Here is a 13026-nt window from a genome sequence, read left to right on the forward strand (position 1 = left end):
TTTACGACGCTTCCTCAAGGTCTTTCTTCATTCCCCAACTGGTGAAAGGGCCAGTACAATGACCCTCTTTGCGGCTATCCGGCTCCCGAAAGAAATCCTGTTCGGCAAGGGCCAACGGTTTGCGCTGCCATCCGTCGCCAGGAGGCTTGGCCAAAAGGCGCTGATCTGCACCGATGAGCGCTTCGCAGGGACTTCCATATTCGCCGATCTTGTCGCCGCATTGAACGCGGCATCGATCGAGACACTGGTCCATGACCGGGTCCTGCCGGATGTCCCGCGCGACACCGTTGCGCTATGCGTTGAGGAGGCGCTGAGCTTCAAGCCCGACATGGTGATAGGGATAGGCGGGGGGAGTTGCCTCGACATGGCGAAATGCGCCGCCCTGCTTTTGAGCCATGGCGGAAGCCTCTCGGACTACTATGGCGAGTTCAAGGTTCCCGGTCCGACAATCCCGATCATCGCTGTGCCGACCACGGCGGGTACCGGCTCGGAAGTGACGCCGGTTGCCGTCATCTCCGACCCGGATCGGACGCTGAAAGTCGGCATATCGAGCCCTTATCTCATTGCCGCAGCGGCTATCTGCGATCCGGAGCTGACAATGTCCTGCCCGCCGGGCCTGACCGCTGTCGCGGGCGCGGACGCGTTGACGCATGCGATCGAGGCATTCACGGCCGCCCGGCGCGGCGCCGACCCCTTGTTGCCACAAAACCATGTCTTCATCGGCAAGAGTGAACTTACAGACTATTTCGCGCTCCTCGCCATCAAGCTCCTGGGACGCAGCCTGGAAACGGCTTGCAAGGACGGATCGAACGAAGACGCTCGCGCCGACGTAATGATGGGTGCGCTGGCTGCCGGCTGCGCATTCGGCACGGCCGGTACCGCAGCGGCGCATGCCGTCCAGTATCCCGCGGGCGCGTTGACCCATACGGCCCATGGGCTTGGCGTCGCGACGATGATGCCCTACGTCATGAATTACAACCGCTCCGCCTCGATGACCGAAATGGCTGAGATCGGGCAAGCGCTCGGTCTGGATTCAACGAGCAGGACGAAGCAGGAAATGGCCGAAGCAGCCATCGAGGAGATCCGCAGGCTCTTTCAAGCCATCGGCATCACACCGACACTGGCCGATCTCGGACTTACCGCCGACAAGCTCGACTGGACCGCCGAACAGGCGCTCAGCATCGACAGATTGATCAAGAATAACCCGAGGCCTTTCGACATCGACGCCATGAAGCGTCTCGTTCGTGCAGCCTATGACGGCGATCTTGCCGCCGCTGCCCTCTAAACATTCGAGGACCAAAATGACTATTGCCCAGCAAATGCCACAGGCCGACCGCCACCTGCCAGACATTGAGGCCACGGCCCGCGGCCTCTATATCGATGGGAACTGGCGGCAATCGAAAAGCGGGCGCAAGATCGATGTGACCGACCCCTCGACCGGGGCGCTTCTTGCGGCTGTTGCGGACGCCACCATCGAGGATGCGCAGGCAAGCATAGAGGCCGCATCCCGGGCTGCGCCGGGCTGGCGGTCGACGCCGCCGCGCAAGCGTTCGGAGATCTTGCGACGCTGTTTCGAACTGATGATCGAGCGCTCCGAAATGCTTGCCACCTTGATCTCCCTGGAGAATGGCAAGGCGCTGCGCGACGCGCGCGGCGAGGTCGCGTATGCCGCCGAGTTCTTCCGCTGGAATGCGGAAGAAGCCGTCCGCATTACGGGAGAATTCGGCATCGCTCCGTCGGGCGCCAACCGCATCATTGTCGATTACCAGCCGATCGGCATCTGCCTGCTGATCACGCCATGGAATTTCCCGGCTGCGATGGCGACGCGAAAGATCGCTCCGGCCCTCGCCGCTGGCTGCACCGTCATTCTGAAGCCGGCAAGCGAGACGCCGCTAACGGCCTATGCGCTGGCCTCGATCTATGAGGAGGCCGGCGTACCGGCAGGCGTCGTCAACGTTCTGACAACGAGCACTCCAGCCACGTTCAGCGCTACCATTCTCGCGGATCCGCGCGTCAGAAAACTTTCGTTTACGGGCTCGACAGGCGTTGGCCGCCTGCTTCTCGCCGAAGCGGCCAAGCATGTCGTCTCATGTTCCATGGAACTCGGCGGCAACGCTCCATTCATCGTTTTCGACGACGCCGATCTGGATGCGGCACTCGACGGCGCGATGGTTGCCAAGATGCGCAATGCGGGCGAAGCCTGCACCGCAGCAAACCGTCTGTATGTCCAGTCGGGGATCTACCAGTCCTTCGCAGAGGGGCTGGCCAAAAGGATGTCTGATCTCAACGTCGGTCCGGGCGTCGATGCCCTTACCGAATGCGGGCCGATGATCACGACGAAAGCCGTGGAGAAGATCGACCGCCTCGTCGTTGATGCGAAAGCAAAGGGCGCCCGCGTCACCTGCGGCGGCGAGCCCTCCGCCGGGCCGGGTTATTTCTACCCGCCGACAGTTCTCGTGGACATGCCCGACGAGGTCGAGATGGCGCATGAGGAAATCTTCGGACCGGTCGCACCTCTTTACAGGTTCGAGACCGAGGACGAGGTAATCGGGCGCGCCAACGACACCGAATACGGTCTTGCCGCTTACGTCTTCACACGCGACATAGCACGGGGATTGCGCGTTTCCTCCGCTCTGGAATCAGGCATGATCGCGCTCAACCGGGGTCTGGTTTCCGATCCGGCAGCACCGTTCGGTGGCGTCAAGCAGAGTGGTCTCGGCCGTGAGGGCGGACAGCATCACGGCATCGCCGAATTTATGGAAGCCAAGTATATCGCGGCGAGTTTCTGACGGCTGAGAGGAAGAATATTTGGAAACCGATCCGTTCCGCATACGGGGACATGTGCCGGAATTCGACGCCATCGTGTCGGAGATCAAGGCAAGGAGTGCTTCGACGCGAGCAAGGCTGCGTATGCGGGAAATCGCTTACGGAGAAGGCGCGAGTGAAACCGTGGACGTCTTTTACCCCGACGGTATAAGCGACCGACGACCGGTGCACATGTTCATCCACGGCGGCTACTGGCGGATGTTTTCCAAGTGCGACTACTCCTATGTCGCCGACACCATTACCGGCTCAGGGGCAATCGCGGTCATTGTCGATTACGCCCTCATGCCGCATGTGAGGATGGAGGCGCTCGTCGATCAGGTTCGGCGAGCCAAGCAATGGGTATTCCAACACATCGCGAGCCACGGCGGCGACGCCTCGCGCTTTACGGTCAGCGGTCATTCCGCCGGTGCGCATCTTGCGAGCTTCCTGTTTCATCGACAGGAGGCTTTCTCGGGCGTGTCGGCAGCCCTCCTGCTGGGGGGCCTTTACGACCTGAAACCCCTGCAATCATCATTTCTGCGCTCGGAAATCGCCATTACCGACAGAGAGGTTGCCGACCTTTCCCCGATGCTGCACTCCTTTGACCAGGGCTGTCGCGCCATTATCGCGGTCGGCGCTGAAGAAACGCCGCCGTTTCATCAGCAGGCGGACGCCTTTTCATTGCGCCTGCGACAGCAAGGACTGTCGGTCAGGAGCGAAAGGCTCGAAGGCTCCAATCACATGAGCAGTGTTCGCGACCTTGGACTCCCCGAAACGGCTATCGGTCGAATCCTCAGTGAAATGATCGCATCTGTCGGGTGATATCCAAAGGTCGATCTTCAAGTGAAATCGGCGTCTTGCTCGGCGTTCGCGGTTGGCTCACGCAAAGGACCGCCGAGATAATTGTCTTGCGCCTGCCGTCTCGGCTGATAAAAGCCGACCCGTCAACTGAAAACAGCGACTGAATGACCGAACACGCCATTACCTGGAGCATTGCCGGCCTGACCGCCATGGGCGTGGTCGTTCGTCCGTTTCGATGGCCGGAAGCGGTATGGGCCATGTTCGGTGCCTTGCTGCTCTTTGCCTTTCGCCTGATCGGACCACAGGACGTCATCACGGGCGTCTTAAAAGGCAGCGACGTATATCTCTTTCTGATCGGGATGATGCTGCTATCGGAACTCGCCCGCCGGGAAGGCCTGTTCGACTGGATTGCAGCGATCGCCACAACACACTCCCGTGGCTCCTCTCGACGCCTGTTCGTGCTTGTCTATCTGGTTGGCGTTGTCGTGACGGTCTTTCTCTCAAATGATGCGACGGCCGTCGTCCTTACCCCAGCCGTCTGCGCGGCCTGCCGGGCGGCCCGCGTCCGGGATCCGATGCCCTATCTGCTGATCTGCGCCTTCATTGCCAATGCCGCGAGCTTTGTCCTTCCCATCTCCAATCCCGCCAATCTGGTGATCTTTGCGGGTGGCGAAATGCCGCCCCTGGCGCGCTGGTTGTCGACGTTCATGCTTCCATCGATCGTTTCGATCGTTGTTACATTCGGCTGCCTTTACTGGACTCAGCGCCAGGCTCTTGCCCAGGACAGCGTTGCTGAAAACGTGCCGCGGCCGATCCTTTCCGCGAGCGCTCGGCTGGCCGGGTGGGGAATTGTCCTGACGGCCGTCATTCTTATCGTGGCATCAGCTATGCACATCGATTTGGGTATGCTGACTTTTCTCGCCGGCACGATTGCCACCGGGCTGGTGCTGGCACTGACCCGGCAAAGCCCGATCGAGACCTTCAAGGGTGTAAGCTGGAGCGTCCTGCCTCTGGTCGCAGGCCTGTTCGTCGTCGTGGAGGCGCTGGATCGTACCGGTCTGACGACCATGCTCTCCGATCAATTGGCCCTGCTCGCGGCGGCATCGGAAACACAGGCGGCCGGCATTGCGGGCGTGGTTGTCGCGGTTGTCTGCAACCTCGTCAACAATCTCCCGGCAGGCCTGGTTGCGGGAAGCGCGGTCCAGGCGGCGCATGTCTCAGACAAGATTGCCGGAGCGGTGCTGATCGCCGTCGATCTCGGCCCTAACCTTTCCGTCACGGGATCCCTGGCAACAATATTGTGGTTGACCGTCCTTCGCCGCGAAGGGCTGCACATCGGTGCGTGGCAGTTTCTCAAGCTCGGAACTGTCGTCATGTTTCCGGCACTGATCTTGTCCTTGCTGTCGCTCGTTCTTTTCTGAGACTGCCAGCCGACGGCGCCGTCTTCTTTCGAATTGGGTGCCGGAACTTCTGCCCAAAGACGATACGCGCCTCAAGACGTTGCAGCTGCCGCATCGGCTTCTGGCTCCCACATTACTTGCCATGATCGCGCTACACGTGCTCGCGGTCCCGAAGCATCGCTTCCTCAATCGGAGCAAGGGCAACAACATCCTTCCGCGCATGCTGTGACGCGCACCCAAATAACTAGAGAGGCCGCGGCGCTTGGCGAGCATTGACGTCTCCGGGATAGCCGCGCGACCGCAGGGTTGTCAGGCGCACATTGTTATCGCTGACGACATAATCGTCTCGATGCATCGAATGCCCGATCCCCATTCGGCTTGCTTGAAACGTGAGCTTATATCCAGTGAGAGACGAGGATATGGGAGCGGGGCTGATTGAGCCGGCTTGACTGACAATTGCAGTTAGGCGGCAAGCTCCCCTGGACGGGGATGCCCGGGTTCGGTCGAATGCTGGTCTGCGGCTGTTGTCGCGCTTGAAGAACATTCTTCCATGCTTGCCGGATCTGGATATATCTCGACCCTGTCACGGCCGCCTCGCTTCGCGAGGTAGAGCGCCTGGTCTGCTCGATCCCGCAGTTTCTGTGCATCGCAATCGCCTCTCCAGATGGCGACGCCTGCGCTCACAGTCGGCACTATCGTTTCCGCACCGGACGCAAATGCCAAGCCGTTGACCGCAATGCGGATTTGATCCGCCTCTGCAGCAGCGGCATCTTCCGTTTGGCCGCGCAGAAACAGCGCGAATTCCTCGCCGCCAAGGCGGCCGAACGTGACGTTGGGTCCAGCGGTATTGGCGATGGCTTGCGCTACGCCGACGAGAACCACATCCCCCGTCTCATGGCCGTAGCGATCGTTGATGCTCTTGAAGTGGTCGATGTCTATCATGATGAAAGCGTCACCGTCCCTGAGCTCGCTCGGAAGGGATGCCAGGAAGTGCTGCCGGTTTGGGATTCCCGTCAACGCGTCGGTATTTGCCAGACGTCTGAGCTGAGTTTCTGCGCGTTCCTGCACCAGGACAACCACGAAAAGCGCGACGGAGAAATGGCAAATGATGAGCATGAAAAACGCATAGCGGGGTTCGACCGGCCCATACTGCGGAAAGATCATTCCGACAGTGACCAGCGTCGAAAAGCCCATGGCAGCGGCGAGTGACGCAAGCAGACCCAATCTCGCCGGCAGGCGGTCGAGGAAGAAATCCCGCAAGATGACAACACAGGAGATGCCAAGGAAAGCCGCGGTGTTCGCATTGAATATTGCGGCGCGCGTTTGGTTATCCGCATACCAATGCATAAAACCAACAACGACGGACAAGATGAGGGCGAACCCCACCAGAAGGCAATCCGAACGCTTTCGCCCGCGACGGCTCAACTGGATCAGTCCCGTCGTCATCAACGCATAACCTGTGACACCGATGGAAAAACTTGCCAGAGTCCAGATCTCATATGGCAGTATGCCTTGCTCTCCGACCCCGGCAAGCGTGGATGCAACGGCAAGGAGGCCGTCGCCGATCGCCAGAAAATCGAGACCTGGCTCTCTGGAGCGCCACCTGACGTAGAAACAGCAGATAGCGCCGACTATAAACGAGCACTTGTGAAGAAGAAGAACTGTAGCAAGATCCATCGTCAAACCGAAAAACAACCGGGATGCCGATGTCTATAATTTCCGAGAGCTACTTTTGAATGAATTTTCTCGCGCTGACAGAGCAGATCAGGCAGAACTTCATCACGGGATCAGCCTGTGAGCTTCAGAAAATGCGAGGACGGCGTTCAAGAATTCTTCCGGCTGTTCCAAGTGCGCGAAATGACCGCTTTGGGCGAAGTGCACCAGCTCCGAATTCGAGCAGCTGTCATCCAGGGTTCTTGCCCATTTCGGGCCGCATATGAAATCGTGCGCTCCGACCAGAACAAGCGCCGGTACGGAGAGGTCCTGAAGTCTTGAGCGGACGTCAAACGGCTCATTGTTGCCGATGAGAATTGTCGCCTTTATCCGCAAGCGGAATACTCCGAGATCAAGCTTCTCGTGGACATCGTCGGCAAAATAGGCGGGAAGCAGGTCGCGCATGATCTCGGTATAGTCTTCGTCGCTCGACATTTTCGGAACCGACTGCCACGCTCTCAGCACCGCCCGCCCCTCCACCTGGTGGCGATCAGCAAAACTCCGAACACCGTCTGCTGCCGCCACCATGAAATCACTCCCTGTCACGGCCGACGAGGAATACAGGATCATCGCCGATACGCGATCCGGGTGCTCGATCGTATATTGCTGGACGACGAAGCCTCCGTGGGAATGACCAAGAAGCACGACGTTTGAAAGGTCGAGTGTTTCGAGGAACCTGCCAAGCTGTTTGGCGAAGCGTTCGACGGTATAGCCATGGGGGTGCTCCGCCAACCGGCCGGAGCCACCGGTGCCGATCGGCTCAAGGTAGAGCATGGTAAAATGGTGCTCCAAAAAACCCATGCGAAGATATTGCCAGTGGATCCCTGGGCCGCCAGGGTGAACGACCATGACCGGCCCCTGGCCCGCGACATGAAAGCTTTGCTGAATTCCGTCGATATCGACGACATGATGTCCGGGATTGAGGCTATTTCGCATTGACATCGATTGGACCTTATATCGCTTGAAAAGCACGGCCGTCGTTGCACCGCGCCAGAGAAATGGATTGAGTTCCGAGAGCCATGGACGGACACATTGGTGTCACCGCGAACCTGTAAGGGACGCCGCACGCTTCGAGGCGCACGACACACTTGCCCTAGACTCCGCCGATCGCCGTTGCCGCAGCATTATAGGAAGAACGCTGCGGCAAGGTTTGAGCTGGAGTGCCAAGCACGGTGGACTGCTGGTTTTGGTTCGTCCCAGTCATCGGCTGGTCAGAAGGACCTTACGTTTCGCATCGACTAGTAGCATACCTCGGTCCTGAACGGACGCCCGGGGTGCTCGGCGTCCCATTGCCAATAGCAGCGATCATAGTCGTCGTTGCTACCCAGGAAGAACGGCCCGCGATCCCTGAAGCGGTCGTGGGCGAAAAACGCACCGCGGTTTCCTTCCCTGTCGAAATGGCCCATACCGAATCCCCCCATGTGCTCCGCTCCCATGTGCCCCCCTCCCTCGTGGCCTCCGCCTCCGTGGCCTCCGCCTCCACCGTGAGCAAAAGCGGGCGTTGCGATGGAGCCAACTGCGAGGGTCAGGGAGATAAGACCTGTTAAGGCGATTTTGCGAAATACAGACATGGTGGTGTTCCTAAAAAGGCGGCTCTGTGTAGCCACTAACCATATGTGTTCATCGAAATTGGCGAACGCCTGCCACAATTCAGGGATCTTGCTCACATCTTGTCACATGTTCTCACCACGACCCGTAGCACCCGTGATCGCCGGTTGCGCGGGAGCGAGGCATTGAGACGACAGCCTTCACCGGGCACGCCAAATGCCTGATGATCCCGGTCAGCAGAGACACGCTGATCCGTGGGGCAGGAAGAAAACCTATTTCTTAAAGCCCCGTCCCTCATTGGTCCGCAACGGCATCCAGAAGCGAGAATTGCGCCTTTCTTCAGCGCGCGAATGCCTCGAAGGGATTGATCTCGGTGAGTTGGCGGATCGCATCCTGGCTTGCGCCCGCGATTGTGAGCGCTGGCAGCAGGTTCTCGACAAGGTGCGTATAAGGTCGCGGGATTCCACCACCGGGCAGCGCGGGATCATACCAGCCGAGATCGTGGCTTATGAGCAGGTGCTCGCCCAGCTCGGTTTCAAGGGCGCGCATTATCATTGCTACCAATTCTTGGTCTGGAGCCCTTCCCACATGATCGTATTCGATCCACGCACCGCGCTCCACCAGTGCCCGGTGAAGCCCGAAGTCTTTTTCCTCCTGGGTGTGAATGGATATGAAGCGCTCCGCTGCGCAGCCCTCTGACTGAAGAATGTCCAACTGATCCATCACAACGCGTCCCCGGATCGTATGCGAGCCGATGACCGCATTGGTCCGCACGGACGCTCTTGCCGCTGCGCGCAGGATACGGGCTTCGAGCGGCGTAATCCCGTCGTCGCCAGCGCTGAGCTTGATCCATCCCGCCAGCACACCGGTGTCCTCCATTCCCTCGGTGAGCTCGATTACCATCCACTGTTCGAGATCACTCTCACTGGCCTCGGCTATCCAGGCGGGTATCCATGGTTCCCGATAGTTGCCGGTCGGGACGACAATCGGGAAGTCGGCTGCCTTCGACACAGCGAGGTCAATGTCAGCACGTCTTCCGACGCCACCCGTCGTGCACTCGACGAGCAGCGTAACGCCTTGTCTTTTGATCGCCTCAATCTGTGGGACCATAAGTGCCACAACTTCGGCTATCCCCGCCTCGCCGTAGCCGGGCTGGTCAGGTGTTCTAAGATCGACGAACACATGCTCGTGCGGGAGAATCATCCCGAGTTCTTCGCGACGCTTTGGCCCCAGAGTCGTGTAAATCTGCTTCATCGCTGACGGCTCCCCTCCCCCAATTGGTAGAACGACAGAACTTTGAATGCATCGGACCCATCCGGTCCACAGAAATAGTTGGGTCAATTGCCGGCAGGGCATCCGGCGACATCGTGCAGCACCATCGGCACTTAGGCACGGAATAGCCACTGGCTCGCGTCTTGTACGATCTTGTCTCTTGCCGGGGGTACACCCGGCAAGAGAGCTTCCTGAGACAACAGTGGATTGGCGGCCCCGATTGCGCCGCCGCCTGTGTTTCCGTCAGGCCACCAGACCCTTGGTCAGTTCCAGCGCCTGCCGCTCGAATAACCGGCGATAGATGCCTTCGTTGAGCCGGATCAGCGCCTGGTGGTCGCCCTCTTCGACAATCTTGCCTTTGTCGAAGACCAGCAGCCGGTCCAGCGCCCGCACAGTGGACAGCCGATGTGCGATCACCAACGTCGTGCGGCCGTCCATCAGGCGCTCCATGGCCTGCTGGATCTGTACCTCGCTCTCGCTGTCGAGGCTCGACGTCGCCTCGTCCAGGATCAGCACCGGCGCATCAGCCAGGAAGGCCCGGGCGATGGCAACACGCTGCCGCTCCCCGCCCGATAGCTTGACACCACGTTCCCCCACCATCGTCTCATAGCCCTTGGGAAGGCCGATGATGAAGTCGTGCGCATTGGCCTGTTTCGCCGCCTGCTCGATTTCACGCCGCGATGCGTTCGGGCGACTATAAGCGATGTTTTCCGCCAACGTGCGGTGGAACAGGATGGGTTCCTGTTGCACGATGGCGATCTGGCCGCGCAGGCTTGCCTGCCTGACCTCAGCGATATCCTGCCCGTCGATGCGGATTGAACCGGATTTCACGTCATGAAGGCGCTGGATGAGCTTGACGAATGTCGTCTTGCCCGAGCCCGAATGCCCCACCAGTCCCACACGCTCGCCCGGCTTGATGGTGACCGAAAAGTCCTCATAAAGCGGATTGGGATGAGCGCCGTATTGGAAGGTGACGCGATCGAAGACGATCTCGCCCCTGCCGATCTCGATCGGCACGGCATGGGGCTTGTCCTCGATGCCGAGCGGCATCTTGTCGAGCAGCACCAGTTCTTCCATGTCGTTGACGGCCCGTTGCAGATTGCGGATGTCCTGGCCGACATTTCGCAGATAGCCCTGCAGGACGAAGAACATCGCCAGCACTAAGGTGATATCGCCGGGCGTCGCCAATCCCCGCTGCCACATGACCAGGCCCGTTCCCAAAATACCCGCCTGCATGAAAACCATCATGAAGCCCTGGATCGTGCCGCTCGACGTGCCGCGCTTCCATGTCCGCCGCGTGCGGCTGTCCCATTTGGCCAGCACATGACCCAGCCGCGTCTCTTCGCGGCTCTCGGCGCCGAATGCCTTGACCACCGAGTTGCAACTGATGGCATCCGCCAGCGCGCCGCCCAGCTTGGTATCCCAGGCATTGGCAAGCCTTGCAGCAGGCGAGACAAAACCCATGGAAAGCGCCACGGTCACACCGATATAGATGACCGACCCGACAATCACGATGAGGCCCATGACCGGCCAGTAGCTTCCGAGCACGATACTGGCACCGGCAAGCATGACGATGGACGGCAACAGGGCTATCAGCAGCAGGTCATTGAGCGAGTCGAGCGCCCACATCCCGCGGGTAATCTTGCGCACCGTCGAGCCGGCGAAGCTGTTGGCGTGCCAGTCGGTCGAGAACCGCTGCACCTTGTGGAAGCCGTTATTGACGACATCCGCCATAATGCGCAGCGTCAGCCGGATAATGCCATTGAAGATGAACCATCGCAGGGCCACGCTCGTCAGGCCCAGAGCCACGACGATGACAAAGGCGCGCAGGGCGCGATCAGCCTCATTGCCGGCTGCAATGGCATCGACGATCTGGCCGGAAAACACCGGCACCATGACTTCAGCAAGCGTGCTTGATATCACCAGCACTACGATGATGCCGACCAATGCCGGCCGATGGCTCCAATGATGAAAGACAAAGCCGAGCACGTGGCGATACGCGTCGGCGCGGAAATCGAGCTTCTTGCGAGTCATTTTAACCAGCCCGGCCCGTGTTTCGGCAACCGGTTCCTCAAAATCGAGAGTTGAATGGCACAGCCCGAGCGGGAGACGAAATGATCCCGTCGGATCAATCGGGCTATGGAGAAAGAGAAAACCGCATGTCGCGAGCGCTCAAGGCGGACCGCGAATGGATATGACCTAGCGTCGGGACATTCCACGCGGGAAGGTTTGGATGAATGCTGGTGTCATGCAATGCCTCCCTATGTTCGATCTGAAGCGGCTAGCGTCTTGTAGCGAACCAATTCGCCGTTGCCAACCGGCTTTTTACAACCTTGTAGAAAGTGATGCGAAAACGACACAATTCAGAGACCTGCAACCTGCATTTGGTCAGCAAGCTTCCCGCCTTTTGCGACGTCAATAAGGAATATTTCTCCGCTGGTTGATGAACCCGGGAAGCCAAACCGATCTATCCTCGGCATGGCACGTGCTGTTGCACCGATGACACGGGAGTTGCATTGTGAACGCGAACCCAGCCTCCCATCGAACAGTCAACCTTGACTAGCCCCGCATAGCCGGCCATTTTCGATCACGTAACGGCGCCTTGGGGGCGATGCTTTACCCGGAGATCAATCTCGTTGAGAACGAAAGCCAAGAGGCTTACGCTTTTTTCTGCGGCCTTGGGCGTGCTGTCAACCGCGTCACTGGCGACTGCCGCTGACAGGAAAGACGCATCCAACCAGCCTGATTCCGGCACCTGGATCGTGACTTTGGGCGCGAGTGTCGAGTATGGCCCCAAATTTCCGGGCTCGAAGCATGATAGCTTCAGCGCATTACCCTCTTTCGACATCAGGCGCTTCGACGAGCCGGACGAAAATAGCGCGCCGGACGACAATATCGATTATGGCCTTATCGATCTCGGCCGCTTCGAAGCGGGTCCGGTGGTCGGCATTCGCGACAGCCGTTCGCAATCCGATGATAGCCGCTTGAAAGGCATCCACTCGGTGGATTGGGACATCGATGCCGGTGTTTTTGTACAATATTGGGCGATCCCCAATCAGCTTCGATTCCGCTCCGAAATCCGGCAGGCCATATCGAACGGCAGCGGTCTCGTCATCGATATCGGCGCCGATTGGTTCCAGCGGCTCGGTGACAGATGGCTGCTCTCTGCAGGCCCCCGCGCCTCGTTCGGCAACGGCGCCTATATGCGAGAGTATTTCGGTATTTCGTCAAGTGAAGCATTGCAGAATGGCTCTCTATCCTCCTTCGATGCCAAGGGCGGCTTGAAGTCGGTAGGCTTCACGGTCTCCGCCGCCTATGATGTGACCCCGACCATAACGCTGCAGATTTATGATCGCTTCGATCGCCTCACGGGAGATGCTGCCGACAGCCCGATCACCTCGAAGCTCGGCAGCGAGAACCAGAATGTAATCGGCATCTCCCTCGCCAAGGCGTTCAGCGTCAGCTTCTGAATTCCGCAGCTCAACCG

The 13026-nt window shown here is 59.3% G+C and carries 9 protein-coding genes; 5 read left to right on the forward strand and 4 right to left on the reverse strand.

Features of this window, described 5'->3' with window-relative positions; all coding sequences use genetic code 11:
• The first annotated feature begins 58 nt into the window (after window positions 1-58).
• From FHX06_RS19740 to FHX06_RS19755, 4 genes are all read left to right on the forward strand, one after another.
• On the forward strand, window positions 59-1285 hold the full coding sequence (locus FHX06_RS19740; RefSeq protein WP_018114632.1) for an iron-containing alcohol dehydrogenase: 1227 nt from the start codon (window positions 59-61) through the stop codon (window positions 1283-1285).
• Between the two features lie 34 nt (window positions 1286-1319).
• Entirely contained in the window at window positions 1320-2789 is a 1470-nt protein-coding gene (locus tag FHX06_RS19745) for an aldehyde dehydrogenase family protein (protein ID WP_029616385.1), read from the forward strand.
• Window positions 2790-2808: 19 nt separating this feature from the next.
• The gene (locus FHX06_RS19750) at window positions 2809-3627 is read left to right on the forward strand and encodes an alpha/beta hydrolase (protein ID WP_018114630.1); all 819 of its coding nucleotides are present in this window, start codon (window positions 2809-2811) and stop codon (window positions 3625-3627) included.
• A 143-nt stretch (window positions 3628-3770) separates the two neighbouring features.
• The gene (locus FHX06_RS19755) at window positions 3771-5027 is read left to right on the forward strand and encodes an arsenic transporter (RefSeq protein WP_183880553.1); all 1257 of its coding nucleotides are present in this window, start codon (window positions 3771-3773) and stop codon (window positions 5025-5027) included.
• 441 nt (window positions 5028-5468) lie between these two features.
• Here the strand turns inward: FHX06_RS19755 and FHX06_RS19760 are convergent, their stop codons facing one another.
• The 4 genes from FHX06_RS19760 to FHX06_RS19775 all read right to left on the reverse strand — a co-directional run bounded on the left by FHX06_RS19760 (window position 5469) and on the right by FHX06_RS19775 (window position 11573).
• On the reverse strand, window positions 5469-6683 hold the full coding sequence (locus FHX06_RS19760) for a GGDEF domain-containing protein (protein ID WP_246715605.1): 1215 nt from the start codon (window positions 6681-6683) through the stop codon (window positions 5469-5471).
• Window positions 6684-6785: 102 nt separating this feature from the next.
• Complete coding sequence (locus tag FHX06_RS19765; protein ID WP_246715593.1) at window positions 6786-7661, reverse strand: alpha/beta fold hydrolase; 876 nt, start codon at window positions 7659-7661, stop codon at window positions 6786-6788.
• A gap of 945 nt (window positions 7662-8606) precedes the next feature.
• Window positions 8607-9521: a phosphotriesterase gene (locus tag FHX06_RS19770; protein ID WP_113213259.1), complete on the reverse strand. Its 915-nt coding sequence runs from the start codon at window positions 9519-9521 to the stop codon at window positions 8607-8609.
• A 261-nt stretch (window positions 9522-9782) separates the two neighbouring features.
• Window positions 9783-11573 (reverse strand): ABC transporter ATP-binding protein, encoded by a 1791-nt coding sequence (locus tag FHX06_RS19775; RefSeq protein ID WP_113213258.1) that lies wholly within the window; start codon window positions 11571-11573, stop codon window positions 9783-9785.
• Window positions 11574-12175: 602 nt separating this feature from the next.
• Here FHX06_RS19775 and FHX06_RS19780 point away from each other — a divergent pair.
• Window positions 12176-13009: a MipA/OmpV family protein gene (locus tag FHX06_RS19780; protein ID WP_183880557.1), complete on the forward strand. Its 834-nt coding sequence runs from the start codon at window positions 12176-12178 to the stop codon at window positions 13007-13009.
• Window positions 13010-13026: the final 17 nt, after the last annotated feature.

The organism is Rhizobium sp. BK512 (assembly GCF_014194915.1).
Lineage (GTDB): Bacteria > Pseudomonadota > Alphaproteobacteria > Rhizobiales > Rhizobiaceae > Rhizobium.

Bases quoted from the DNA above. Each gene is read 5' to 3' on its own strand.
- FHX06_RS19745 (WP_029616385.1), top strand. From the start codon at position 1,320: ATGCCACAGGCCGACCGCCACCTGCCAGACATTGAGGCCACGGCCCGC.
- FHX06_RS19765 (WP_246715593.1), bottom strand. From the start codon at position 7,661: ATGTCAATGCGAAATAGCCTCAATCCCGGACATCATGTCGTCGATATC.
- FHX06_RS19775 (WP_113213258.1), bottom strand. From the start codon at position 11,573: ATGACTCGCAAGAAGCTCGATTTCCGCGCCGACGCGTATCGCCACGTG.
- FHX06_RS19770 (WP_113213259.1), bottom strand. From the start codon at position 9,521: ATGAAGCAGATTTACACGACTCTGGGGCCAAAGCGTCGCGAAGAACTC.
- FHX06_RS19760 (WP_246715605.1), bottom strand. From the start codon at position 6,683: ATGGATCTTGCTACAGTTCTTCTTCTTCACAAGTGCTCGTTTATAGTC.
- FHX06_RS19740 (WP_018114632.1), top strand. From the start codon at position 59: ATGACCCTCTTTGCGGCTATCCGGCTCCCGAAAGAAATCCTGTTCGGC.
- FHX06_RS19755 (WP_183880553.1), top strand. From the start codon at position 3,771: ATGACCGAACACGCCATTACCTGGAGCATTGCCGGCCTGACCGCCATG.